Source organism: Actinoplanes ianthinogenes, assembly GCF_018324205.1.
In the GTDB taxonomy this organism is placed as follows: Bacteria; Actinomycetota; Actinomycetes; order Mycobacteriales; family Micromonosporaceae; genus Actinoplanes; species Actinoplanes ianthinogenes.
The window spans coordinates 9,187,200-9,210,729 of record NZ_AP023356.1; the positions used below are offsets into that span (position 1 = coordinate 9,187,200).

28 protein-coding genes are annotated in these 23,530 nt (G+C 72.9%); 12 read left to right on the forward strand and 16 right to left on the reverse strand.

The genetic code is table 11. The annotated features are described in order from the left end of the window. Window positions 1-5 precede the first annotated feature (5 nt). Entirely contained in the window at window positions 6-722 is a 717-nt protein-coding gene (locus Aiant_RS41655; RefSeq protein ID WP_229829976.1) for an FKBP-type peptidyl-prolyl cis-trans isomerase, read from the reverse strand. A gap of 157 nt (window positions 723-879) precedes the next feature. Between Aiant_RS41655 and Aiant_RS41660 the strand changes: the two genes are divergently transcribed. Further along, window positions 880-1,332, forward strand: a complete 453-nt coding sequence (locus Aiant_RS41660) for a DUF6228 family protein (protein WP_189330143.1) — start codon at window positions 880-882, stop codon at window positions 1,330-1,332. A gap of 109 nt (window positions 1,333-1,441) precedes the next feature. On the opposite strand, the gene Aiant_RS41665 is transcribed toward Aiant_RS41660, so the two are convergent. The 4 genes from Aiant_RS41665 to Aiant_RS41680 form a co-directional block, all read right to left on the reverse strand. Beyond that, on the reverse strand, window positions 1,442-2,008 hold the full coding sequence (locus Aiant_RS41665; protein ID WP_189330144.1) for an NIPSNAP family protein: 567 nt from the start codon (window positions 2,006-2,008) through the stop codon (window positions 1,442-1,444). After that, window positions 2,005-2,430, reverse strand: a complete 426-nt coding sequence (locus Aiant_RS41670) for an Rrf2 family transcriptional regulator (protein ID WP_189330145.1) — start codon at window positions 2,428-2,430, stop codon at window positions 2,005-2,007. Before Aiant_RS41670 ends, Aiant_RS41665 begins: the two co-directional genes overlap by 4 nt. A 59-nt stretch (window positions 2,431-2,489) precedes the next feature. Beyond that, window positions 2,490-3,164, reverse strand: coding sequence for a response regulator transcription factor (locus tag Aiant_RS41675; protein WP_189330146.1), 675 nt, complete (start codon window positions 3,162-3,164; stop codon window positions 2,490-2,492). Between the two features lie 159 nt (window positions 3,165-3,323). After that, window positions 3,324-3,572 carry a hypothetical protein gene (locus Aiant_RS41680; RefSeq protein ID WP_189330147.1) on the reverse strand — a complete coding sequence of 83 codons (249 nt, stop codon included), beginning with the start codon at window positions 3,570-3,572 and terminating at the stop codon, window positions 3,324-3,326. Between the two features lie 32 nt (window positions 3,573-3,604). Between Aiant_RS41680 and Aiant_RS41685 the strand changes: the two genes are divergently transcribed. After that, entirely contained in the window at window positions 3,605-4,963 is a 1,359-nt protein-coding gene (locus tag Aiant_RS41685; RefSeq protein ID WP_229829977.1) for a sensor histidine kinase, read from the forward strand. Here the strand turns inward: Aiant_RS41685 and Aiant_RS41690 are convergent. Together Aiant_RS41690 and Aiant_RS41695 are read right to left on the reverse strand one after the other, a co-directional pair. Then, window positions 4,938-6,023, reverse strand: coding sequence for an alpha/beta hydrolase (locus Aiant_RS41690; RefSeq protein ID WP_189330148.1), 1,086 nt, complete (start codon window positions 6,021-6,023; stop codon window positions 4,938-4,940). The genes Aiant_RS41685 and Aiant_RS41690 overlap by 26 nt on opposite strands. Further along, a complete protein-coding gene (locus Aiant_RS41695) occupies window positions 5,998-7,035 on the reverse strand; it encodes a hypothetical protein (RefSeq protein WP_189330149.1) in 1,038 nt (345 codons plus the stop codon). The genes Aiant_RS41690 and Aiant_RS41695 overlap by 26 nt, the downstream gene beginning before the upstream one ends. A 179-nt stretch (window positions 7,036-7,214) precedes the next feature. On the opposite strand from Aiant_RS41695, the gene Aiant_RS41700 reads away from it, so the two are divergent. Beyond that, complete coding sequence (locus Aiant_RS41700; RefSeq protein WP_189330150.1) at window positions 7,215-8,939, forward strand: phosphatidylglycerol lysyltransferase domain-containing protein; 1,725 nt, start codon at window positions 7,215-7,217, stop codon at window positions 8,937-8,939. Further along, window positions 8,936-9,637, forward strand: coding sequence for an SGNH/GDSL hydrolase family protein (locus tag Aiant_RS41705; protein WP_229829978.1), 702 nt, complete (start codon window positions 8,936-8,938; stop codon window positions 9,635-9,637). Before Aiant_RS41700 ends, Aiant_RS41705 begins: the two co-directional genes overlap by 4 nt. Here Aiant_RS41705 and Aiant_RS41710 read toward each other — a convergent pair. After that, entirely contained in the window at window positions 9,613-10,017 is a 405-nt protein-coding gene (locus Aiant_RS41710; RefSeq protein ID WP_189330151.1) for a VOC family protein, read from the reverse strand. The two genes, Aiant_RS41705 and Aiant_RS41710, sit on opposite strands and share 25 nt — an antisense overlap. A 131-nt stretch (window positions 10,018-10,148) precedes the next feature. After that, window positions 10,149-10,850, reverse strand: coding sequence for a sulfotransferase domain-containing protein (locus Aiant_RS41715; protein WP_189330152.1), 702 nt, complete (start codon window positions 10,848-10,850; stop codon window positions 10,149-10,151). Between the two features lie 78 nt (window positions 10,851-10,928). Between Aiant_RS41715 and Aiant_RS41720 the strand changes: the two genes are divergently transcribed. Next, complete coding sequence (locus tag Aiant_RS41720) at window positions 10,929-11,579, forward strand: DUF2238 domain-containing protein (protein WP_229829979.1); 651 nt, start codon at window positions 10,929-10,931, stop codon at window positions 11,577-11,579. A 46-nt stretch (window positions 11,580-11,625) separates the two neighbouring features. Here Aiant_RS41720 and Aiant_RS41725 read toward each other — a convergent pair whose 3' ends face one another. Further along, the gene (locus Aiant_RS41725; protein ID WP_189330154.1) at window positions 11,626-12,039 is read right to left on the reverse strand and encodes a VOC family protein; all 414 of its coding nucleotides are present in this window, start codon (window positions 12,037-12,039) and stop codon (window positions 11,626-11,628) included. A gap of 87 nt (window positions 12,040-12,126) precedes the next feature. On the opposite strand from Aiant_RS41725, the gene Aiant_RS41730 reads away from it, so the two are divergent. Next, window positions 12,127-13,062 carry a helix-turn-helix transcriptional regulator gene (locus Aiant_RS41730; protein WP_189330155.1) on the forward strand — a complete coding sequence of 312 codons (936 nt, stop codon included), beginning with the start codon at window positions 12,127-12,129 and terminating at the stop codon, window positions 13,060-13,062. Between the two features lie 25 nt (window positions 13,063-13,087). Then, window positions 13,088-13,465, forward strand: coding sequence for a VOC family protein (locus tag Aiant_RS41735; protein WP_189330156.1), 378 nt, complete (start codon window positions 13,088-13,090; stop codon window positions 13,463-13,465). Here Aiant_RS41735 and Aiant_RS41740 read toward each other — a convergent pair whose 3' ends face one another. Both Aiant_RS41740 and Aiant_RS41745 read right to left on the reverse strand, forming a co-directional pair. Continuing rightward, entirely contained in the window at window positions 13,466-14,038 is a 573-nt protein-coding gene (locus tag Aiant_RS41740) for a TIGR03086 family metal-binding protein (RefSeq protein ID WP_189330157.1), read from the reverse strand. It lies immediately after the preceding gene. Between the two features lie 72 nt (window positions 14,039-14,110). Further along, the gene (locus Aiant_RS41745) at window positions 14,111-15,022 is read right to left on the reverse strand and encodes an NADP-dependent oxidoreductase (protein ID WP_189330158.1); all 912 of its coding nucleotides are present in this window, start codon (window positions 15,020-15,022) and stop codon (window positions 14,111-14,113) included. A 99-nt stretch (window positions 15,023-15,121) separates the two neighbouring features. Between Aiant_RS41745 and Aiant_RS41750 the strand changes: the two genes are divergently transcribed. The 3 genes from Aiant_RS41750 to Aiant_RS41760 all read left to right on the forward strand — a co-directional run bounded on the left by Aiant_RS41750 (window position 15,122) and on the right by Aiant_RS41760 (window position 18,113). Then, entirely contained in the window at window positions 15,122-16,546 is a 1,425-nt protein-coding gene (locus Aiant_RS41750) for a GGDEF domain-containing protein (protein WP_189330159.1), read from the forward strand. A gap of 67 nt (window positions 16,547-16,613) precedes the next feature. Beyond that, the gene (locus Aiant_RS41755) at window positions 16,614-17,213 is read left to right on the forward strand and encodes a Crp/Fnr family transcriptional regulator (RefSeq protein ID WP_189330160.1); all 600 of its coding nucleotides are present in this window, start codon (window positions 16,614-16,616) and stop codon (window positions 17,211-17,213) included. A 45-nt stretch (window positions 17,214-17,258) separates the two neighbouring features. Next, a complete protein-coding gene (locus Aiant_RS41760) occupies window positions 17,259-18,113 on the forward strand; it encodes an NADP-dependent oxidoreductase (RefSeq protein WP_189330161.1) in 855 nt (284 codons plus the stop codon). 16 nt (window positions 18,114-18,129) lie between these two features. On the opposite strand, the gene Aiant_RS41765 is transcribed toward Aiant_RS41760, so the two are convergent. After that, entirely contained in the window at window positions 18,130-18,732 is a 603-nt protein-coding gene (locus Aiant_RS41765; RefSeq protein ID WP_189330162.1) for a TetR/AcrR family transcriptional regulator, read from the reverse strand. 98 nt (window positions 18,733-18,830) lie between these two features. Between Aiant_RS41765 and Aiant_RS41770 the strand changes: the two genes are divergently transcribed. Beyond that, on the forward strand, window positions 18,831-19,262 hold the full coding sequence (locus Aiant_RS41770) for a universal stress protein (protein ID WP_189330163.1): 432 nt from the start codon (window positions 18,831-18,833) through the stop codon (window positions 19,260-19,262). Between the two features lie 49 nt (window positions 19,263-19,311). Here Aiant_RS41770 and Aiant_RS41775 read toward each other — a convergent pair whose 3' ends face one another. The 3 genes from Aiant_RS41775 to Aiant_RS41785 all read right to left on the reverse strand — a co-directional run bounded on the left by Aiant_RS41775 (window position 19,312) and on the right by Aiant_RS41785 (window position 21,964). Further along, complete coding sequence (locus Aiant_RS41775) at window positions 19,312-20,697, reverse strand: glycosyl hydrolase family 18 protein (RefSeq protein WP_425322733.1); 1,386 nt, start codon at window positions 20,695-20,697, stop codon at window positions 19,312-19,314. A 101-nt stretch (window positions 20,698-20,798) separates the two neighbouring features. After that, a complete protein-coding gene (locus Aiant_RS41780) occupies window positions 20,799-21,263 on the reverse strand; it encodes a substrate-binding domain-containing protein (RefSeq protein ID WP_189330165.1) in 465 nt (154 codons plus the stop codon). Next, window positions 21,257-21,964: a lytic polysaccharide monooxygenase gene (locus Aiant_RS41785; RefSeq protein WP_189330166.1), complete on the reverse strand. Its 708-nt coding sequence runs from the start codon at window positions 21,962-21,964 to the stop codon at window positions 21,257-21,259. The genes Aiant_RS41780 and Aiant_RS41785 overlap by 7 nt, the downstream gene beginning before the upstream one ends. A 246-nt stretch (window positions 21,965-22,210) precedes the next feature. Between Aiant_RS41785 and Aiant_RS41790 the strand changes: the two genes are divergently transcribed. Next, a complete protein-coding gene (locus Aiant_RS41790; RefSeq protein WP_229829980.1) occupies window positions 22,211-23,509 on the forward strand; it encodes a carbohydrate-binding protein in 1,299 nt (432 codons plus the stop codon). Window positions 23,510-23,530: the final 21 nt, after the last annotated feature.

Here is a 23,530-nt window from a genome sequence, read left to right on the forward strand (position 1 = left end):
GAGGGTCAGGACGCCGCGAGGACGTCGACGACGAAGCGCAGGGTGCCGGCGGGTTGCGGAGGGCTCGCCTTCTCGCCGTACGCCATGGCGGCCGGGATGTCGAGCTGGACCCGGCTGCCCACCTCGACCCCGAGCAGTCCCTTGTCCCAGCCCGGGATGACCCGGCCGGCCCCGACCTGGAAGCTGAACGGCTGCGAGCGGCTCCAGGACGAGTCGAACTCCTTGCCGTCGGCGTAGGTGACCCCGACATAGTTCACGTCGACCGTCTGCCCCGATCGGACGGCGGGGCCGGTGCCCTTGATGAGGGTCGTCGTCTTGAGCTTGGTGACGGAGCCGGTGCCCGCCTTCACCACCGGCTTCTTGCTCAGGGCCGGGTCGGCGCCCGCGGGCACCGGCGGGAACGCGGCAGCCGACTCGGTCGGGGCGGCGGCGGCATCCGTGGTCGCCGTGGCGGTCGGGCTGGTGGCGACGGAGGTGGGCTCCGACGACGAGTTGATCCAGACGAACAGGCCGACGACCAGCGCCAGGACGACCGCCGCGGCGCCGGCCATGGTCAGCATCTCGCGGCGCTTCTGCCGGGCACGGGCGCGCGCCTTGGCGGCCTTGGCCTCGGCTCGCTTGTCGGCCTTGGTCTTGAGCGGCGGTCCGCCGGCGCTGTTACGCGGCGGACGGGCGGCGGCACGTTTGTCGGCCGCGCTGCGGCTCGTCACGGAATCGGGCACGGCCCGACGATACGACACCCGCCCGCCGACGGGCGACGTCCGGTGCCGGCCCGTGAAGTCGAGATTCGCGGGTACCGCGCCGACAGAGATCCGCGCGGGAATCGGACTGTCGAGGGCGGAAGTCTCCGCAGCCCGGAGGCGCGGATACTTTCTCGCCATGGAGGAGCCGTTCGTGCTGGGTGGAACCGATGATGCCCGATGGGTGGTGCACCCGCCGCAGGACCCGCACGGGGACGGCTACGTCTACCGGGTGAGGGCGGAGCTGCACGACGACGGGATGAGCGCGGTGACGGTCGCGACGGTATTCCGTGGGTTCGCCGGGTCCGCTTCGACGCTGGCCGAGTTCGTGGCGGGTCTCGCGGCGGACTGGCAGGGCTGGGACGGATCCCGGGACTGGCGGTCGGCGGACCACGAATTGACCCTTGATGCGCGGCACGACGGACGACGTCATGTGTCGCTCGGCGTGACGCTGCGGGCGCCGGGTCCCAGCTGGGACCGGTCTGCCTGGTCGGCCCGTGCCGTGTTCGTGCTGGAGGCGGGCGAGGAGATGACCCGGTTCGCCGCAGACCTCGCCCACTGGCTGAGTACGCAGGCTTCGAGCGGCAACTGACTGGCCGCCGGCGGAGGAGGCGCGGAATCAGACGTCTCGAGCGGCGGCGCCGGTGAGGACGATGTCGACGCCGGCCGGGAACTGGTGGCGGACCGGCTTGCCGCGCTCCTCAACGGCTGAGTCGGAGCTGTTCGGTCTTCACGATCTCGAAGTGGTCGGGTGGGGTGAGCCGCGGGGTGGCGGCGGTGAACCAGACGAAGGCGTGTTCGCCCTCGCGGACGGGGAGGGGCGGGAAGTTGTTCTCGGCATACTCGGTGGTCAGGACGGCCAGCGCGCCGGAGTCCTGCGCGGTGAACCAGGCGGTGAAGGCGGCGTCGAAGGGGCGGTCCCGATACCAGATCGTGGCCGTCAGGGTGGCTGCGGGCCAGGCCGGTGGGGGCACGACGGCGCGCAGGAGCAGGACGTCGTCGGAGTCGAGCATGGTGGCGTTGGCGGCTGGGCCGTGCTCTTTCCAGACCGGGCCGCTGTAGAACTCGCGCAGGGCCCGGCCGCGGAGCGCCATGTCGGGGAAGCCGCGCAGCCAGACGAACATGTCGGGGCGGTCCAGATCACGGAACCGGCCGAGCACGGACATGCCCACCTGCTCCTGCGAGTCGACGAACTCGCGGTCGAACAGGTCGATCAGCTCGTCGCGGCGGCCGGGGCGCAGCGTGTACCGGCGGAGTTCGACGATCACTTCAGGATCCTCTCCAGCATGCCGGCGATGGTGCGGCGGCGCAGCGCGGCGCCGAACGCGTCGGCCGCGTCGTCGTAGACGTCGGTCAGGACCGGGCGGATGCCGCGGCCGACCGGGCACTCCAGGTTCGGCTCCGAGTGGTGCAGTGCCAGCAGGGGCTCGCTGTCGACGGCGGCCCAGACGTCATACATGGTGATCTCCTCGGCCGGGCGGGCCAGGGCGAACCCGGCGCCGGTGCCGCGGCGTGCCTTGACCAGGCCGGCGCGGCGCAGGTCGCCGAGGCTGCGCCGGAGGATCACCGGGTTGGTGTTGACGCTGGCGGCGACCTCGTCGGAGGTGAGCCAGGGGTGGCCGCGGCGGCGGGCGAGCTCCAGCCAGGCCAGGGCGTGGGCGGCGATCGTCACTCTGCTGTTCGAAGTCATCGTAACCAATCCTGTTACAACCACCCGGTCCGGCGCAACCCGATGGCGTGCCGGGAGCCTCAGGCGTCCGGGTCGAGGCGGTAGCCGGCGCCGCGCATCGTGCAGATCGTGGTGCGGCCGAACGGGCGGTCCACCTTGTCCCGCAGGTACCGGACGTACACGTCGACCACGTTCGAGCCGCCGTCGTACGCGAAATCCCAGACGTGCTCGATCAGATACGTGCGGGACAGCGTCTCCCCGGCCCGCCGCATCAGCTCGTGCAGCAGCGCGAACTCCTTGGCCGACAGCGCGATCCGGGTCTCCCCGCGCCGCACCGTCCGTGCCGCCGGGTCCAGCTCCAGATCACCGACCCGCAGCGTCGTCGGCCGCTGGGCGGGCTCGCGGCGCAGCAGCGCCCGCACCCGGGCCATCAACTCGTCCAGCGCGAACGGCTTGGTCAGATAGTCGTCCGCGCCGGCGTCCAGCCCGCGGACCTTGTCGTCGGTGCCGTCGCGGGCGGTGAGCATCAGCACCGGCACCCAGCGGTCACCGGCCCGGATCCGCCGGCACACCTCGACGCCGTCCGGCGCCGGGATCATCACGTCCAGGACGACCGCGTCGAAGTCGGTCTCGGTGATCGCCCAGACGGCGTCGGTGCCGGTGCGGACCGTGTCGACGGCGTAGCCGGCCCGCTGGAACGCCCGCGCCAGCAGGTCGGCCATCGCCGGGTCGTCCTCGGCGATCAAGATCCGCATGGGTCCAGCATATTTCGTCGCCCTCTCACTGCCGCCGGCCCGGACCGGGCCGCTGTGACGCCGCCGGGCCGCTGAGACGCCGCCGGCCTGGACCGGGCCGCTGAGACGCCCCCGGCCTGGACCGGGCCGCTGAGACGCCCCCGGTCCCGACCGGGCCGCTCACTGCCGCCGGCCCGGATGCGCGGCGATCGCGGTCCGCGCGGCCAGCCGGGCCATCTCCACGTGCAGCCGGCCCAGCTCATCGCGCAGGTCCGCGGCGAGCGCGGCCGCACGCCGCTCCTGGTCGAGCCGGCCCCGGGCGAGGTCGGCGGCGATCCGGCCGGCGCGGCGTGCCGCGACCAGCGCCACCGCCCCCTCGATCAGCGCCAGCACGGCGAGCACCAGCGCGAAGGCGGAGGTCAGGGTCATGCCGCCGATCGTGGGCCGCGCATGATGAGAGGATGGTGAAGGTGGTGCGGCTCGTTCCCCCTTCCTTGCGTGCCCGGCTGGCCCTGGTGTTCGGCCTCGGCACGTCGCTGGTGCTGCTGGTGGCGCTCTCGCTGCTCTACGTCGCGCTGGACCGGCAGCTCGACGGCGCGGTCGACGCGGATCTGGCCGGGCGCGGCGACGACCTGATCGCCAGCATCCGGGCGCACGACCTGTCCGCGGTCAGCGGCGACCCGATGGCCCAGCTGTACTCGGCCGACGGCACGCCGATCGCGACCGGCGCCGCGGTGGCCGGTCAGGTGCTGCTGCGCCCCGGCCAGGTGCGCGCGGCGCGCAACAGGACCGTCAAGACCGTCACGCTGCTGGCGTTGCGGCCCGGCGAGGAGCCCTCACGGGTACGCCTGATGTCCCGCCCGGTCGGCCAGAACGGTGAGGTCCTCGCCGTCGCCCAGCCGCTCACCACCGTCGAGTCCGCCGGCAACCGCCAGCTGATCGTCCTGGCCGTCGCCACCCCGGTGCTGATCGGCGCGCTGGTCGTGCTCGGCTGGCTGCTGGTGCGCGCCGCGCTGCGCCCGGTCGACCTGCTGACCCGGGAGGCGGCGGCGATCTCCACGCTCGACACCGACCGGCCGCTGCCCGCGGTGCCGGGCAACGACGAGATCGCCCGGCTGGCGGCCACCCTGGACCGGATGCTGTCCCGGCTGAAAGTCGCGTTCGCCCGCGAGCGGGCGTTCGTCGACGACGCCAGCCACGAGCTGCGCACCCCGATCGCGGTGATGCGCGGCGAGATCGACCTGGCTCTGGAGGCGGCCGACGACCCGGACGAGGTGCGCCGCTCGCTGCTCGCCGCGCAGCGCCAGGTGGCCCGGCTGGGCCGGCTCGCCGAGGACCTGTTGCTGCTGGCCCGGGAACGCGCCGGGTCCCTGGCCGTGCACCGGGAGCCGGTCGACCTGACCGATCTCGCCCATGCCGAGAGCCGCAAGCTCGGCCCCGTCAACGGCCTCGGCATCGAGGTGCACGGCGACCCGGTGATCGTCGCGGCCGACGACACCCGGATCCGTCAGGTGCTGGCCAACCTGGCTGCCAACAGTGCCGCGGCGGGCGCGTCCACGGCCCGGGTCACGGTCACCGCCGGCGGCGGCAGCGCCCGCGTCGAGTGGGCCGACGACGGTCCCGGCTTCCCGCCGGGGCTGCTCGACCGGGCGTTCGAACGGTTCGTCCGCGGTGACGAGTCGCGCGCCGCCTCGACCGGAGCCGGGCTGGGCCTGTCCATCGTGCAGGCCGTCGTCACCGCACACGGCGGCACCGCTGAGCTGCACAACGGGCCTCCGCTGGGCGGTGCGGTGGTCACTGTCCGGCTGCCGGCGAGCTGATCGCCGCCACTCGCGGTTCGCCGGTTTCCGGTACGACCGGACGCCCCAAAGACGTCGACAACCAGTCGAACGCCGGCGCCTCCATCGCCTGCCAGGTCTGCGCGTTGTGCCCGCCCCCACCCACGTACGACGTGGTGACTGTCAGCGGCGCCCGAGCCGCCCGGGCCAGCGCCAGCGCGTCCCGCAGCGGCGCCCGGTCGGTGCGGGCGCAGCTCAGGTAGAGCGACACGGCCGGGATCGGCAGATGCGCGAGCCGCCACAGGTCGTTGTAGACGGTGTTCTCGGTGCCCTGCCCCACCGGGATGCCCGGCGTGGCGTACCCGGAGAGGCTGGCCCCGGCCGCGTACTGCCCCGGGTGGCGCAGCAGCAGGTCGGTCGCGCAGTAGCCGCCGGCCGAGTAGCCGACCAGCCCCCACCCGGCGGCGTCGGTGCGCACGTGGAACCGGGCGCGGGCGGCGGCCGGCACGTCGGCGGTCAGGAACGTCTCGGTCTGCGGTCCGCCGGCCAGGTTGGTGCACTCGGTGTCGCGGGTCGGATCCGGCGTCTGGTAAGGGAAGAGCACCACGGTGGGGGCCATCCGGCCGGCGTCGATCTCGTTGTTCAGGATCGTCTCCACGTGCAGCCGGTGCAGCCACTGCGCCGGGGAGCCGGGGTATCCGTGCAGCGCCTCGACGACCGGGTAGCGGGTGCTCGGGTGCTCGGCGTACCCGGGTGGCAGGTAGACGTACATCGGCAGGGTCAGATTGCTGGCGTGGCCGGTGACCGTGGTCGCGATGACCTCGCCGGTTCCGGCGCCGCGGGCCGCCGCGTTCTCGGCCGGGGCGGCCGCGGCCGGATTGCCGCCGAGCAGGCTCGCCCAGGTCGGGTACGTGTCCACCTGGCGGTTCACCCAGGCCAGGCCGGTCGCCGTGGCGGTGAGCAGGCAGGCGGTCACGGCGGCGGTGCGGATCGCGTACCGGGAGCGGCCGCGGGCGGCGGTCCACAGCGGGCTGAGCAGGGCGGCGGCGAGCACCGTGGCGGCGAGGGCGAGCAGCTCAGTGCCGAGGCTGTCCGGGGACACGGCTTCCTCCTGGGCGGGGGCCGGCGGACGTGGACGGGCCGGGCCGGTGCGGGTGGTGGTGTCGTTTCTGGACCGGGACCCAGGTGGCCGGCGGGGTGGCGGTGGCCAGCGGGGGTGGGGTCTGCTGGGCGGCCCAGGCGATGCCGGAGGCGAGACCCCCGGCCGTGCCGACCGTGATGCCCACCGGGACGACGGCTGTCCCGGCGGCCGGGTGGCCCGCGGTCAGCACGGTCCGGATCGGCCCGACCGGCTTGCCCGTCCGGACCGGCCCGACCGGCTTGCCCGTCCGGACCGGCCCGACGGGCTTGGCCGTCCGGATCGGCCCGACGGGCTTCGCCGGGCCCTGGACAACGGCTATCGCCGGATACCGGTCAGGGGCGGAGGCGGCGGCCTCGTCGGCCAGCTTCACCCCGGCGGCCGGAGTGACCAGCGCCCACCGGCGCCCGGTCACCCGCAGGTCCTGCCCCAGCCGCTCCGGAAGCGGTCCAGCGAGTGTGCCCGCCGTGGTCGCCGGGGTGGTCCGGGCGAACACGACGACGGTCTGGTCGGCCCCGCCGGCCGCGGCGGGCCATCCGTCGCCGGTGACCAGCACCGCCGAGTAGTGCCAGTCCGGATGCTCCAGGTAGCCCGCCGGGACGACCACGGTCGGCGCCGCGGCCAGGTGCCAGCCGGTCCAGCCGTCCGGCCGCCAGGCGAAGCTGATGCTCTGCCCGGACCCGGCCGGGTCCCGCGAGCGCAGCCAGCCGTCCAGGTCACCGGGCCGGGCCGTGGCCGTGGTGGCGGTGGTGCCGGCACTGCGGAACAGGTCCGCCCAGGTGGGATAGAACTCCTCGGACCGGTTCACCGCCAGGCCCACCGCACACAGCAGCAGAGCCTCGGTGAGCAGCACGCCCAGCGCGCGCAGCAGCGATCGTGGGCGCCGGCCGCGCCGCCAGATCAGGACGGTGCCGGCGAGAGCGGCGACCGCACCGAGGACCACCAGGACGATCAGTGGTCTGCCGGTCAGGGACATGCGTTCTCATCTCGTCGTGGCCGCCGGGAGCAGGGGAAGACTGCGCCCGGGTTGATGAGAGGCCGGTGAGAGCGGTGTCCTCATCGTTCTCTCATCCACGCGGTCCTAGGTTCACGCCGGGAAGGGCGATCCGGCTCGCCCGTGACCGCTCGCCGCGTCAGAGACCGTGAAGGAACGTGATGTCCGCAAGCGCCTGGAACTCCCGGCCGCCCCTGTCCCGCGCCGCCGTCGCCCGGGTGGTGCAGCTCGCCGGCGCGTTCGACGTCGCGACCGCCGTGCTGCTGCCCGAACGGCACGGCCGGATCGCGGCGCTCGCCGAGTTCGTGCCGATCGCCGGGATACTCTCCGCCCGGGCCGCGACCGCCGCCGCCGGGGTGCTGCTCATCTATCTGGGCGCCGGCCTGCGCCGGGGCAAACGGCGCGCCTGGCAGCTCGCGGTGGCGGTGGCCTGCGCCGGGATCGTGCTGAACATTCTCCGCGGACTGGACTTCGACGCGGCGGTGGTGTCGGCGGCGCTGCTCGGGTTGCTGATCGCCGTACGCAAAAGGTTTGCGACCCTGCCCGGGCCGCACAGCCGGTGGCGCGCGCTGACCGCGCTTGCCGCCTTCGCCGGCGCGGGGTTCGCTCTGGGTCTGTTCGAGATCGCCATCCGGGCCGACCATCTGATCGGTACGCCCGGAGTCGAGGCCTGGGCGCAGCAGGCCGCCCTCGGCCTGATCGGCGTGAGCGGCCCGGTGCGGTTCGTCCGTCCCTGGGCGGCCGACACGGTCAGCCTCACCACCGGCACGTTCGGGCTGCTCGCGGCGCTGGCCGCGGTCGTGCTCTTCCTCAAGCCGGGGGAGCGGCGGCCGGTGCGCACCGAGGGCGACGAGCGGCGGCTGCGCGAGCTGCTGGCCCGATACGGCGGCGACGACTCGCTCGGCTACTTCGCGCTGCGTGCCGACAAGGCGCTGATCTGGGCGCCGTCCGGCAAGGCCACGGTGGCCTACCGGGTGGTCCGCGGCGTCAGCCTGGCGGCCGGCGACCCGATCGGCATCGCGTCGGAGTGGCCGGAAGCGATCAGCGCCTGGCTGACCGACTGCGAACGGCACGGCTGGACACCCGCGGTCCTCGGGTGCGGCCGCACCGGCGGCACCGCCTACTCCCGGGCCGGCCTCGACGTGATCGAACTCGGCGACGAGGCGGTCGTCGACGTCGCCGCGTTCTCCCTGGACGGACGCCCGATGCGTTCGGTGCGCCAGGCGGTCAACCGGATGCGCCGGGCCGGATACACCTGCACCGCCGTGCGCCAGCGGGACCTGCCGCCGGACGAGCTGTCGGCGGTGACCCAGGCCGCCGACCGGTTCCGTGACGGCAATGTCGAGCGCGGCTTCTCGATGGCGCTGTCCCGGCTCGGCGACCAGGCCGACGGCGACTGCCTGCTCGTGCTCGCCCGCGACCAGGACGGTCAGTTGCGCGGCGTGCTCCAGTTCGTGCCGTGGGGCGCCGACGGGCTCTCCCTGGACCTGATGCGCGGCGACCGGACCGCGCCCAACGGCCTGACCGAGCTGATGGTGGTGACCGCGGTCGAGGCCGGCCCGTCCCTCGGGGTCCGCCGGGTGTCGCTGAACTTCGCGGTGCTCCGATCGGTCTTCGCCCGCGCCGAACAGCTGGGTGCCGGCCCGGTGTTGCGGATGTGGCACCGGTTGCTGCGGGTCGTCTCCCGGGTGTGGCAGATCGAATCTCTCTACCGAGCCAATGCGAAATACCTGCCGGCGTGGCAACCTCGTTACTTGTGCTTCCCCACCGCCCGGGACCTGCCCCGGATCGCCGTCGCGGCGCTGACCGCCGAGGCATTCCTGCCGGCCGGCCGGACGGTCGGCGGTCCGCTCCCGGCTCCCGAGACCGCGCTGATCTCCCGTTGATCGTCCGCCGGACGGCGGCCGCGCTCGCGGTCGCGCTCGGCCTGACGGCCTGTGCGACACAGCTGCGGGCGATGCCCGGAAGCCCGATCGTGGTCACGCTGGGCGATTCGGTTCCGGCCGGCACCGCCTGTTCCTGTACGCCGTTCCCCGATCTGTACGCGCGGATGCTCTCGCCCCGCGCCCAGTCGGTCAACCTGGCCCAGCCCGGGTTCACCACGGCGGACGTGCAGGATCAGATCAGTCACGGCGGGATCCGGGACAGCCTGCGCGCGGCGAGCGTGGTGCTGGTGATGGCCGGGGCGAACGACATGGCCGAGGCGATCGACGACGGCGACGACTACGTGTCGGCCGCGCAGCGGGTCGGCGCGGCCATGTCGTCGATCGTGAACGCGGTCCGGGCGGATCACGGGAGCCCGGTCAAGATCCTGGTGCTGGGGTACTGGAACGTGGTGAAGGACGGGGACGTCGGGCTGGCGGAGTACGGCGCCGACGGGCTGAAGGCGGCGAAGCAGGCCACGTCGTACGACAACGACGCGCTGCGGCAGGCGGCCGGGCAGTCCGGTGCGACGTTCCTGACCACGTCCGCGCTGTTCACCGGCGACCCGACCGGCTTACTGGCCGCCGACGGCGACCATCCGAACGCGGCCGGGCACCAGGCCATCGCGCACATGCTCTACGGCGCCGACCCCGAGCCGTGACTGCTTCGCGCGAACTCGGTCAGCGAGAGCGTGTTGCCGTCGGGGTCGCGGAACCAGGCGATGTGATCGCCTCCCGGTGTCGTCCAGACGCCGGCGGAGTCCTGGTCGACGCCGTCGTACCGGAGGAACTCGATGCCTGCCGCGGTCAGGCCGGCGACCGTCGCGGAGATGTCGGGCACCTCCCAGCCGAACACCGTGAACGGCTGGGCACGGAGCTGATCGACCTTGGTCACCCGCAGCGTCGTGGCGCCGACGCGCAGGACGCAGGCGAACGGGGTGACCTCCTCGACGGTCAGCCCGAGCCGGTCGGCGAAGAACTGGCGGGACCGGTCGAGGTCGAGAGAGGGCAGGAAGGCGATGGGCGTTGCCGCGGCGAGCATCGTTCCTCCGGGGTCCGGGATTCCCGCTCAACGTACCCGCCGCCCGCTGCCACCTCGACGTTTGGCAGGGCTGGGCGAGTGCGGCGGAGAAAGTGGAACAGCGACCTGAAAGGTCGGCGCTTCGCCGGCTTCTAGGCGTCGTCCGGCTCGGGACAGCCGAGTAGTGCCATCGCCGCCCGGTTGTCGGGCCGTGACCAGAACAGGCGATGCAACTCGCCGGGTAGCTCGTCCCGGTGGCTGCCGGTTCGGCCGCGGCGGAAGAATCGGTCGTCGTGCCCGCGCAACTCGTCGAGAGAGGGAACGGTGGCGTCCGGTCGCCGAGCGAGGCTGGGGGCCACGGTAGCGATGATCGGGGTCAGCGCCGCTCGCGGATCACGGATCAGGTCCTCGTATCGCAGGACGACGCGGTGCGGTGCCGCGGGCCGCAACCAGCTCAGGACGTTGGATCCCCAGCTGCCGGTCCCGGCCGTGCTCACGCGCAGGATCTTCGACCGCAGCTCGTCCTCGTAGGTGGCCGGGTCGTCCTCACTCGCTTGGCGGGCCCACGAGACCAGGGCGTCGCGGCCGTCCCGCACCAGGCAGATCGCCGGATCGTCCTCGGCGACGTCGGCGTCGCGCTGCCGGTGGGTCTTGACGAAGTGCGGCTCGTCGCCGGCCCGCATCTCGGCGAGGCTGCCGGGGCGATCGGTGGAGCCGACCAGGTCTCGCCCGAGACGTTCCGCGACGCCGTCGACGTCGTAGACGGTCGAGGTCGTGACGCCGTAGAGCCGGTGGAGGACGATCCGCAGGAAGGTGTTGCCGGAGCGCGGAAACGACGCTATCCACACCAACATCTCCGCACCGTAACCAGCGGCGGACCGCGCGAGCCAGCCGGGCCGCCGCCGGGTCCTCCGGTCGTGGAGAATGGCGCGGTGATCGAGCCTTCCGCTGCTCCCCGCCGTGAACCCGCCGTGCTGCTGGGTGTGGGGCTGATCGCTCTGGCGATCTCCGCCATCGGCGCCAAGTCGCTGGGGACCTGGTTCCTGGAGGTGGTCGCGGCCCTCGTCGGCGCGGTGATCCTGGTCGTCACGTATCGGAGATTCCCGCTCAGTCCGCTGGCCTATCGGCTGATCCTGGCGCACTCGCTGGTGCTGATGATCGGTGGGCACTGGACCTACGCCGAGGTGCCGGCCGGGGACTGGGTGCGGGACGCGCTGGGACTGGCCCGGAATCCGTACGATCGGCTCGGTCACTTCGTGCAGGGCTTCGTGCCGGCGATCGTGGCGCGGGAGATCCTGCTGCGCAAGACGCCGTTGCGACCCGGCCGGTGGCTGACCGCGCTGGTGATCTGCGTGGTGATGGCGGTCAGCGCCACGTGGGAGCTGTTCGAGTGGCTGTCCGCCGTCGTCGGGGGCTCCTCGGCCGACGACTTCCTCGGCACCCAGGGCGATGTCTGGGACACCCAGTGGGACATGTTCATGGCCGGCGTCGGCGCCACCACCAGTCTGCTGCTGCTCAGCCGCCTGCACGACCGCCAACTCACCAGGATGGGTGTCCCCCTCACCGAGGCGGCCCCGGTCTGATCACCGGTGATGGGCCGGCCGATCAGACCCGGCTCGCGTACACCGCCTACGGGCGCCCGACCGCGCGCGTGCGGTCGTAGACGTCCTGGTAGTGCTGGTTGGCCATGACGCCCAGGATGTTGCCGAACGGGTCGAGCACCGACGCGGTGACGTAACCGGGGCCGCGCTCGGTCGGCTTGCCGTGCTCGGTGGCGCCCAGGTCGAGCAGCCGCCGATAGGCGCCCTCGACGTCGTCGACCGCCCAGTAGATGATCGCCCCGGCCGGCTGCGAGCCGTGCGGGTGCGGGGCGAACCGGGCGTTGAGCACCCCGAACTCGTGCTGGTAGTCGCCGGCCCGCCACTCCAGATAGGCGCCCTCGCGGACGAAGTACGGCTCGGCCCGGAAAACGGTCGTGTACCAGGCGCGGGCCGCGTCCAGGTCCTCGGCGAAGAAGGTGACGGTGGTGAATCCGCGAAGCATGGGATGTCCTCTCTCGAACGGCTCTGGTTCCATGCTCGCGGCATAAGTGCTCACCTTCTGAGCACTTTTCCTGAGAGCCTTGGGGGCATGCGTGCGGACCGGCTCGTCGCCACCCTTCTCCTGATGCAGGCACGCGGCCGGGTGACCGCCGCGGAGCTCGCCGCCGAGCTGGAGGTCTCGGTCGCCACCGCCCGCCGCGACCTGGAAGCCCTGTCGGCGGCCGGCATCCCGGTGTATCCGCAGCCCGGCCGGCACGGCGGCTGGTCGCTGGTCGGCGGCGCCCGCACCGACCTGAGCGGGCTGTCGGCGGTCGAGGCCCGAGCACTGTTCCTGCTGCTCGGCCCGGCCGTGGGCGCTTCCGAGCAGACCCGGTCGGCGCTGCGCAAGCTGGTCCGGGCGTTGCCCGCGCCGTTCCGGGCGGACGCGCAGGCCGCGGCCGAGGCCACCCTGGTCGATCCGGTCGGGTGGGGCGAGCGCGCCAACTCCCGCCCGGAGATTGTCGACCGTCTCCAGGACGCGGTGGTGCGCCAGCGCCGGATCCGCTTCAGCTACCGCGGCGAGCCGCGGACCGCCGATCCCTGGGGGATCGTCGACAAGGACGACATCTGGTACGTCGTGGCGGGCACGTCCCGCGGCCGCCGGACGTTCCGGGTGGACCGCATCGGTGAGCTCGAGGTGACCGCGGAGTCGTTCGAGCGGCCGGGCGGCTTCGATCTGGACCAGGCGTGGCGCGGCGTGGTCGACGAGGTCGAGCGCAAACGGGCCGGCACCTGGGCGGAGCTGCTGATCGAGGAGCGTTTCGTCGGGGTGCTGCGCGACCACTTCGGCCGCAACTGCGAGCAGGCCGAGGTGCGTGCCGACGGCCGGGCCCGGGTCCGGGTGGGCGCGCCGACACCCCGCGACCTGGCCCGGACCCTCGCCGGCTGGGGCGCGATGGTCGAGGTCCTGGAGCCGGCGGAGGTGCGCGCCGCGCTCGCTCGGATCGGGACCGAACTCGCGGCGCTGTATGCGGTCACGAACTGACCGCAATGGTGGGCACGATGGGGACATGACAGCCACATGGAAGATCGAGCTCGTGCCCGTGCCGGTGACCGACGTGGACCGGGCCATCGCGTTCTACCAGCGGATCGGGTTCCACCTCGACATGGACCGTCAGGTACGCGACGGGCTGCGCTTCGTGCAGTTCACGCCGCCGGGCTCGGCGTGCTCCATCGTGATCGGCGAGGGCATCACCGGGAAGACGCCCGGCACCCAGGAGATCCAGGTGGTGGTGGCCGACGCCGAGGCCGCCCGCAAACAGCTGCTCGACGCCGGCGTCGAGGCGAGCGACGTCGACGCCCAGCCGTGGGGCGACTTCGTCTACTTCCGGGACCCGGACGGCAACAGCTGGTCGCTGCAGGCGATCGACCGGCGGCCGAACGGCTGATCAGGCCGGCGTCCAGTACGGGTCGCGGCCGATGAAGCCGATCAGTTTCGCCTGCACGTCCGCGTCGTCCGGGACCGCGACCCGAGGACCGTACTGACCCGAGGCGCGCAGCATCTCGTCGGCCGGCTCCATGCCGGCCAGCAGCCGGGCGCTCTCGTCCGGGTCGAGGCGGTCGTCCTGGCCGGTGGCGCGGGCCAGGTCCCAGGTGTGCATGAAGACGTCGGTGGTGTAGAAGCTGTCGATCGCCTGGTCCAGCGGGACGCTGCCGATGTGCGGGTTGTTCAGCGTGCGCTGCTTCGTGGCCGGATCGTCGAGCAGGGCCTGCACGGCGGTGTGGTGGTGCTGCCACGCCGCGACCGGGTCTGCGTCGACGCCCGGGCCGGGCGGCAGCTGCACGCCGGCCCCGGAGGAGAGCAGGGCCGGCAGCCACTCGACCAGGTGACGCACCACGTCGCGGGCGGTCCAGCCGGCCACCGGCGCCGGGGCGTCCCAGTGCTTGGCGCCCTGCACCCGGGCGGTGAAGCCGTCGGCGATCTGGCGGTGCCGCTCGGCGGGTAGTTCGGAGAAGCTCATCGGACGCCCTTTCAACTTGTTGGTTGAAAGACAGCTTAGCCGGTCGGAGGCTCAGGTCAAGCAAGGTTCGGGCTACGCCACCAGGACGAGCTTGCCGCGCAGGCCGCCACGCTCGAAGCGGCAATGCGCCTCGGCGGCGTCGGCCAGCGGGAACGTGGCCGCGACCCGGGTGCGCAGACGGCCGTCGGCGACCGCTTCGACCAGGTCGAGCAGGGCGAGGGCGTTTTCGCGTACGAAAACTGTCTCTTGACGCACCTCGCGGTCCGCATCGATCGGCGGCGCCGGACGCGTGCTCACCACGATGCCGCCGGCGGCGGCAGCCGCGCCGGCGAGACCATGCATCGGTACGGCGTCGAGCACGGCTGACACCGATCCCACGGCCGGCGCCGCCGCGCGCGGCAGGACGGTGTGCACGCCGAGGCCGCGGACCCAGTCCTCGTCGTCGTCGGTGGCCGAGGCGATCACGGTGTGCCCGGCCCGCACGGCGAGCTGGGCCGCGAACCCGCCGACGCCGCCGCTCGCGCCGGTGACCAGCACGGTCGCCGGACCGGGCAGCGCCATGATCTCCAACGCCCGGTGCGCGGTCAGCGCGTTGAGCGGCACGGTGGCGGCGAGCACCGGGTCGAGACCGTCCGGGACCGGGACCAGCCAGCCGGCGTCGGCCGCGACCAGCTCCGCGTAACCGCCGGGCGCGCCCCGGGTCAGGTGCCACGGGATCATCCCGGCCACGGTGTCGCCGGGAGCGAAGCCGGAGACGTGCTCGCCGGTCGTGACCACCTCGCCGGCGATGTCCCAGCCGAGCAGGAACGGCGGCGGCACCGGCCCGCCCGGGATCTGCCCGACGCGGGCCGCGACGTCCGCCGGGTGCACGCACGCGGCGCGGACCCGGACCAGCACCTGGCCCGGCCCGGGCTCCGGATCGGGCCGCTCCAGGAACCGGAGAACGTCGGGACCGCCCAGCGCGGTGACCACCACGGCACGCATCCGGCCATATTACGAACGATCGATGTCCGGCGACAGGTGGTGGCGTGGATCACCGGCGATCGGGCAAAACTCCGGCCACGTCCTGCCGACGGTCACGCCATGGCATCACGCAGGGTCTGGCTGTTCCTCGGCGGCGTGCTGGTGGCGGTCGCGGCGTCGGTCGTCACCTACGACACGACGGCCGGCAACGTGCTCTACTTCGCCACGTACGCGGTGCTCTGCGCGGTAGCCTGGCGGGCCGTCGCGCGGACCGCGCCCGGGCCGCGGCGCCGGCTGTGGGCGCTGGTCGCGGTCGCCCAGACCCTGTGGCTGACCGGTGACGTGATCGAGATCGTCTATTACTACCTGTCCAGCGTGCCGCCGGTCGGACTCGCTGACGCGTTCTGGCTGGCCGGCTATCCGGTGCTGGCGGTGGCGCTGACCCGGATGGCGGCGCGGCGGGCGCCCGGGCGGATGCGGGCCGCGGTGCTCGACGGGCTGACCCTGGCCGTCGCGGCGGCGCTGGCCAGCTGGCAGTTCCTGATCCAGCCGATCCTCGGGGCCGGGTACTCGCCGGCCGAGACGGTGGTGCCGGCGCTGTATCCGGTCGCCGACATCGTGTTGCTGACCGCGGTGCTGTTCATCGCGCTGTCGCCCGGGGACCGGCGGGCGCCGACCCGGCTGCTGCTCGCGGCGGTCACGTTGTACCTGCTGATCGACGTCGGCTACAACGTGCTGCCGGAGTTCCTGGACTACGCGATCGTGGCCCGGATCGGGCCGCTGATCATGCTGGGGAACGCGTTGATCATCGCGGCCGGGTTGCACCCGGACCGGGCGGAGCTGACGCTGCCGGGGCACCAGATGAACGTGCTGCACCCGTCGCGGGTGCTCTTCCTCGGGCTGGCGTTCCTGACCGCGCCGACGCTGAGCGTGGTGCAGTCGGGGTTGCACGGCAACGCCGTGATGGCGCTGGTCGCGACGGCGTTGAGCACGGCGTTCGTGCTCAGCAGGTTCACCATCGCGGTGCGGGAGCAGGAGAAGGCTCAGGCGCAGCTGGCGTTCCAGGCTCGGCACGACCCGCTGACCGGGCTGGCCAACCGGGCGGTGCTGACCGCCGAGCTGGACCGGGTGACGTCGGGGCCGGTGGCGGTGCTCTATCTGGACCTGGACGGGTTCAAGGGGGTCAACGACGAGTTCGGGCACGAGGCGGGTGACCTGGTGCTGACCACGGTGGCGGAGCGGCTGTCGGGTGCGGTGCGCGGGACCGACCTGGTGGTGCGGCTCGGCGGGGACGAGTTCGTGCTGTTGTGCCCGGGGCTGCCGGAGGCGGAGGCGATCGGGCTGGCGGAGCGGGTCCTCGATGAGGTGGCGCGGCCGATCGTGTTCCGGGGGGTGACGCTGGACCTGGGGGCGAGCGTGGGGATCGCGGCTTACGGGCCGGACGAGGTGGCCGCCGACGGGGACATGCTGCGGACCGCGGACCACGCGATGTACCAGGCGAAGCGGCAGGGGCGCGGGCGCTGGGTGCTGGCCGGGTCCCGTTGAGGGTGCCGGCGGGCGGCTTCCGCGGCGTCGCCGGGACCAGGCGTACGCCGAGGAATAGGATCGGGCCGTGCGGGATTCCTACGCGGTGCTGGCGGCCGGGCTGCGCCGGTGGGCGCCGATCCCGGACGCCGAGCTGGTCAAGGCGCGGGCGGTGTTCCGGCCCCGGTCGGTCGGCGCCGGCACGGTGCTCCAGCGGGCCGGCGAGCCGTCACGGGACGTGTCGTTCCTGGTGCGCGGGCTGACCCGGCTGTTCTTTCCCGGCGCTGCTGAGCGTACGAAAGGCTTTCGCGCCGAAGGCGATCTGGTCTGCTCCTATGCGGCGGTGTTGCGCGATGGCCCGTCGCAGCTCTGCATCGAGGCCGTCGAGCCGTGCGAGCTGCTGACCGCCGGCCGCCCCGCGTTCGACCGGCTCTGCCAGGGCGACCCGGCCTGGCAGGCGATGCTGGCGGCGATGACCGCGCGGCTGTTCCTGGACGAGGAGCAGCGCCAGCGTGACCTGCTCACGATGGACGCGACCGGGCGCTATCAGGCGTTCCTGGAGCAGCGGCCGGGGATCGCGGCCCGGCTCACCCAGCGGCAGATCGCGGCATATGTCGGGGTGTCGCCGGAGGCGCTGAGCCGCATCCGGCACGCTTTGCGGGTGACCGGCGTCTCGCTCCCGGCTTGATCTGCATCAAGGCCGCCCGCGGCCGGGATTCCTAGCGTTGGCGGCATGACGGACAACGAGATGGTCGCGGTCGGGGTCGAGCGGTTCGGTGAGCGGTTGCGGCCCCTGCGGCTGCCGGTCCCGGTGGCCGGGCCGGGCGAGGTGCTGGTCAAGGTGGTGGCCACGGCGGTCAACCCGGCGGACGTCGGCATGGTCGCGGGCACCTACCCGTGGGACGAGCCGGTGCGCTTCCCGATGGTGCCCGGCTACGACGTGGCCGGCACCGACGTGGCGACCGGCCGGCCGGTGCTGGGGTTCACCGCGCACAAGGCGACCCAGACCGGCTCCTACGCGGAGTATGTGGCGCTGCCCGCCGACCGGGTCGTGCCGCTGCCGGACGACGTGGACCCGGTCGGCGCGGCGACGCTTCCGCTGGCCGGGCTGACCGCCATGCAACTGCTCGACGCGGTCGGCGACGTGCGGACGCTGCTGGTCAACGGGCCGCGTGGGGCGATCGGGTCCCTGCTGACGCAGCTCGCCGCGGAGCGCGGGATCACCGTGGCACTCGACGGCGACGGCGAGGTGGACGCGGCCGTCGACGTGGTCGGCGGGCCGGTGGCCCGGGCCGCGTTCGACCGGGTTCGCGCCGGGGGCCGCTACGTGACGGTGGTGCCGGAGTTCTGGGTGCCGGGCGGACCGTTCGCTGCCGAGCGCGGCATCACCCCGCGGGTGCTGGCCGTCCGCTACGACCGGGAGCAGCTGCTGGGCCTGGTGGAGCGGCTGGCCGCCGGCAAGCTGGTCGCCAGGGTCGGCGCGGTGCTGCCGCTGGCGGAGGCGGACCGGGCACATCGGATCGTCGGCCGCGCGCCGGGCGCCCCGCGGGTGTCCGGGAAGGTGGTTCTGGTGACCGCTCCGCGATAAGTTCGGCGCCGCCGGATCAGGCCGGGGCGGCGACCGCGTGCAGCAGGAAGTCGACCAGCGCGCGAGCGTGCTCGGCGGCGCCCGCGGCGAGGGTGTCCCGCCGGCCGGGCGGGGTGGTGAGCGCGTGCATCATCGCTCCGCCGACCAGGGTGTCCAGCAGCAGCGTGACCGAGGTGCCGGCGGGCAGCTCGGCACGGTCGATGCCGCGGCGGATGATGTGGCGCGCGGCGGAGATCTGTGCGGTGCGCATCGCCGCGTAGTGCTCGGCGACACCGGCGATCGAGGCCGCCTCCAGGTGCAGCCGGAGCGCGGCCCGGCTGCCCGGCCCCACATACAGGGCGAGGACCTGGGTGGCCAGCTCGACCAGGTCGCCGTGCAGGGTGCCGGTGTCGACGTCGCTTATTTTCGGCAGTCCGGCCCTGATGGCATCGGTGAGCAGCGCTTCCTTGCCGCTCCAGCGCAGGTAGAGGCTGGCCTTGCCGATGCCGGCGCGCTTGGCGACCGTCTCCATGGCGAACCCGGCCCAGCCCAGCTCGCCGAACACGTCCAGGGCGGCCTGGCTGATCCGCCGGTCCACGTCCGGATCGCGCGGCCGGCCGGGGCCGTTGGTGGTGGTCATCGCGGCCCAGCCTCCTATTGCTGAACGGTCAGCGTCAGGATACCGTACCTATATATGAACGATTAGCGTTCAGGTACTGGCTGATCCTGGAGTACCACATGCGGCCGAGTGTGATCGTGGCCGGCGTCGACGGGAGTGACTCGTCGATGCGGGCCGGCGCGTACGCCGTCGGGCTGGCCCGGCGGCAGGGCTCGCGGCTGGTCGGCGTGTTCGTCCGGCCGGCGGTCGGCGGCGTGCTGTCGTTCGCCGACCCGTCCGGCGCGGCGGTCACGGCGGCGCTGGCGACGCACGAGCAGATGGAGCGCGACTTCCGGGACACGTTGCTGCGGGAGCAGCCGCGGCTCGGCGTCGACTTCGAGATGGTCGTCCGGCACGGTGACCCGTTCTCCGAGCTGTGCCAGGTGGCCGACGAGATGTGGGCGGACGCGGTGATCGTCGGCCGGCCGGAGCGGGCGCTGCACCGGATCGCCGGTTCGGTCGCGCACCGGCTGGTCCGCTACGGCCGCTGGCCGGTCACCGTGGTTCCCTGACCGGCGTCGCGGAGAGCCGGGGAGCCGGCTCTCCGCGACGGTCGTCGGGTTACAGGTTGCCGCTGATCGCGGAGATCAGTTCACCGTTGCCGGTGTCGCCGGAGAACTCCCAGAAGAAGGCGCCGCCGAGGCTCTGCTGCTTGGCGTACGCCATCTTGCCGGCGATCGTGGCGGGCGTGTCATAGCTCCACCAGTTGCTGCCGCACTTGGCGTACGCGGTGCCGGCCACCGTCCCCGTGCTGGGGCAGGAGTTCTTCAGGACCTTGTAGTCCTCGATGCCGGCCTCGTACGTCCCGGGCGCCGCCCCGGTGGCCGTGCCGCCCGGCTCGGTCTGGGTGACACCGGTCCAGCCGCGGCCGTAGAACCCGATCCCGAGCAGGATCTTGCTCGCCGGGATCCCCTTGCCCTTCAACTTCTGGATGGCCGCGTCGGCGTAGAAGCCGGTGATCGGGATGCCCGCGTACGACGTGAGCGGCGAGTGCGGTGCGGTCGGTCCGGTGTTCGCCCACGCGCCGAAGTAGTCGTAGGTCATCGGGAAGACCTTGTCGAGCTTCTGCGCCGCGGTGGCGTAATCGGTGAGGTCGATCTTGCCGCCGGCGCTGCCGTCCGCGGTGATCGCCGAGGTGATCAGGTAGTTCTGGCCGAACTTGGACCGCAGCGCGGTGATCACCTTGTTGAAGGCGTCCGGCCCGCTGCTGTCGCACTGGAGACCGCAGGCGTTCGGGTACTCCCAGTCGATGTCGATGCCGTCGAACACGTCGGCCCAGCGCGGGTCCTCCACCATGCTGTAGCAGGAGTCGGCGAACGCGGCCGGGTTCTGCGCGGCCTGGGTGAAGCCGGCCGACCAGGTCCAGCCGCCGATCGAGTAGATCACCTTGAGGTGCGGGTACTTCTTCTTCAGCTTGCGCAACTGGTTGAACGACCCGCGCAGCGGCTGATCCCAGGTGTCCGCGACGCCGTCGACGGACTGGTCGGCGGTGTACGCCTTCTCGTAGTCGGCATAGGAGTCGCCGATCGAGCACCGGCCGCCGCTGCTGTTGCCGAACGCGTACAGGATGTGCGTGACCTTGGCGGCCGACCCGGACGTGTCGATGTTCTTCACGTGGTAGTTGCGGGCGTAGACGCCCCACTCGGCGAAGTAGCCGACGACCCACTTGTCGCCGGACGGCCCGGTCGGCGGTGAGGAGGGCGAGGTGGACGGCGAGCTCGGCGAACTCGGCGGGGTGCTGGGCCCGGTCCCGCCGTCACAGGCGCCCTTGTCGGCCCAGACGCCCCACTGCCCGCTCGCCGAGGGGACCTCGCCCTGGGTCCACCACTTCGCGGAGTAATTCCTGCTTTCGTACGACACGGTGTTGCCGCCGGTGTAGACCTGCGTGGCGCTCCACGCCGGCGCACACGGTGTGGCCGCGGACGCCGTGGCGACCGGAAGCAGCATCGCCGCCGCCCCGATCAAGGTCGCGGCGCCGGCCCAGAGGGTACGGCTCTTGGACATGGTTGATCCACCTCACAGAACGTTGGTGAAGGAACTCGATTGATTCAGGCCGCGCCGGCGAGGACCCGCTGGGCCAGGGCGGAGCACAGCAGCTCCCGGAACGCGTCCGCGGTGACCGGGTTGCGGCCGGCCGGGGCGAAGGCGAGAGCGAACCGCTGGGGAACGTCGACCACGCGCAGATCGGTGTGTGCGGCGTCGGCGCGCTCCACCAGGGCCACGTCGGCGGTCCCGGTGACCGCGGCCGTCACCGCGGCGGCGCCGGTGCCGTACGAGACCTGCACGTCGGTGCCCGGGAACGCGTCCTCGAACGTGGGGATCAGCACGCCGAGGGCCGGCTCGAACCGGTCGTCGGCCTGCACGACCAGGGGACCCTGCGGCTGTCCGGAGGCCACCACGGCGCTGTGGTGGTGATGCGCGGGCTCGGCGGCGGGGCCGGCCGGTGGGGCGGGGGAGCAGCCGGACACGGCGAGTGCCGCGACTACGGCGTACGCAAGGAATCTGGTCAGCACACGCCCTTGTCCTGCCAGACGCCCCACTCGCCGCCGGTGCCCGGCTCCTCGCCCTGTGTCCACCAGCGCGCGGTCCAGTTGTGGCCGGCGTGTGACACGGTCGTGCCGCCGGTGTAGACCGCGGTGGCGGACCACGCGGCCGTGCAGTTGCCGGTGGGCGGGGGAGTGGTCGGCCCGCCGCCCCCGCCGCCGACGTTGACGTCGACGCAGGCGTAGAAGGCGTTCGCGGTGTCGTAGATGTTCCAGACACTGAGGATCTTGTGGCGCCCGGCCGGCAGGTTCGTGATCGTGTGCGACACCGTCGACGGCGGCTGCGAGGCGTTGCCGCTGATCGTCTGGTGCAGCCGCCCGTCGACGTAGTACTGCCAGTTGAGCGTGCGGTGCGCCGCGGTGTTGCGCCAGGTGAACGTGGCGTTGCTGCCGATGTCGCTGACCTTCCAGCCCGCGTTGTCGTTGTCCAGCACGGTGAAGCCGCTGCCGCCGCTGCACGTCGTGGCACCCTTGGGCGCCTCCACGCTCTGCGGCTCGTACGCGATCTGCCCGCAGCCCGACACCGCGCCCGTGGCGCACTGGTCCTGGCGGCTCGGCGGGCTGGTGATCCAACCGTGGGCGGTGGCCGGCGCGGTCGTCGCCAGCACCGCCGCCATCGGCGCCAGCAGCACGGTCGCCGCGACCGCCGCGGATCTCGTAGTGATCTTCATGTCGCTCCTCGAGTACGCACGGCGGGCACTTCGACGCCCGCCGATATTTATCAGAGCGATTAATAGTTAAGTTTGTCAACAGTTTGAACGAGAAAGCTCGCTGGGAAGCGCTCTCAGGTGCGACCTGCGGAGAAAGTGCCAGATTGATCGAGATCCGTCTATTGACGGCGACGGCGCGGCGTACCTATGGTGCTCGACACATCGAAGGTAACAGAAGTTAACGGCCTTGTGCCCAAGGAGTTCGCCGTGCCTCGAAGACCAACCGCCGTGCTGGCGGCCACCCTCGCCGCCATCGCCGTGGCAGCCCTCACCGTGACCACCCACGCCGACGCCGCGACCGTGCCGGCCGGCGTCGACCCGCAACTGTTCAGCGCCCTGCAACGCGACCTCGGGCTCACCCCGATGCAGGCCACCGCCCGGCTGGACACCGACCAGCGGGCCGGGCGCACCCAGCAGGTGTTGCGCCAGACCCTCGGCGCCCACTACGGCGGCACCTGGGTCGCCGGCGACGGCCGCACCGTCCAGGTCGGCATCACCGACACCGGTGCCGCGGCGGCCGTCCGCGCGCTCGGCGCCGAACCCGTCCCGGTCGCGCGCAACGAGGCGCAGCTGCGGGACACGGTCACCCGCCTCGACCGGATCGCGGCGCCCGCCGCCGTCGAGGGCTGGTACGCCGACCTGATCGCCAACACCGTGGTCGTCCTGGCGCACGCCGACGCGATCGAAACCGGTCACGCCTTCGCCCGCCGGGCCGGCGTCGCCGCCGCCGTCCAGGTCCGGGCCACCACCGAGAACCCCCGGCCCTACCTCGACGTGATCGGCGGTAACGCCTACTACATCGGCAGCGGCACCCGCTGCTCGATCGGGTTCTCGGTCACCGGCGGCTTCGTCACGGCCGGGCACTGCGGCCAGGCCGGCGCCCGCACCAGCCAGCCCGCCGGCACGTTCCAGGGCTCCACCTTCCCGGGCCGCGACTACGCCTGGGTCCGGGTCGACGCCGGCAACACCCCGCGCGGACTGGTGAACAACTACAGCGGCGGCACAGTCACCGTGGCCGGCTCCACCGAGGCCGCCGTCGGCGCCGCGGTCTGCCGCTCCGGCTCCACCACCGGCTGGCACTGCGGCACCATCCAGCAGAAGAACGCCTCGGTCACCTACGCCGAGGGCACCGTCAGCGGCCTGACCCGCACCAACGCCTGCGCCGAGCCGGGCGACTCGGGCGGCTCCTGGCTGGCCGGCGACCAGGCGCAGGGGGTCACCTCGGGCGGCTCCGGCAACTGCACCACCGGCGGCGTCATGTACTTCCAGCCGGTCAACCCGATCCTGGCCGCGTACGGCCTGACCCTGGTCACCGCCGGCAACCCGGGCCCCGGCCCGACCGGCCCGACCACCGCGCCGCCCGGCGGCACCTGGGCACCCGGCGTGACCTACGCGACCGGCGCCCAGGTCACCTACGGCGGTGCCGCGTACCGCTGCCTGCAGCAACACACCTCGATGACCGGCTGGGAGCCACCCGCCGTGCCGGCCCTCTGGCAGCGCCTCTGACCGCCACCCGCGGTCGAGTTT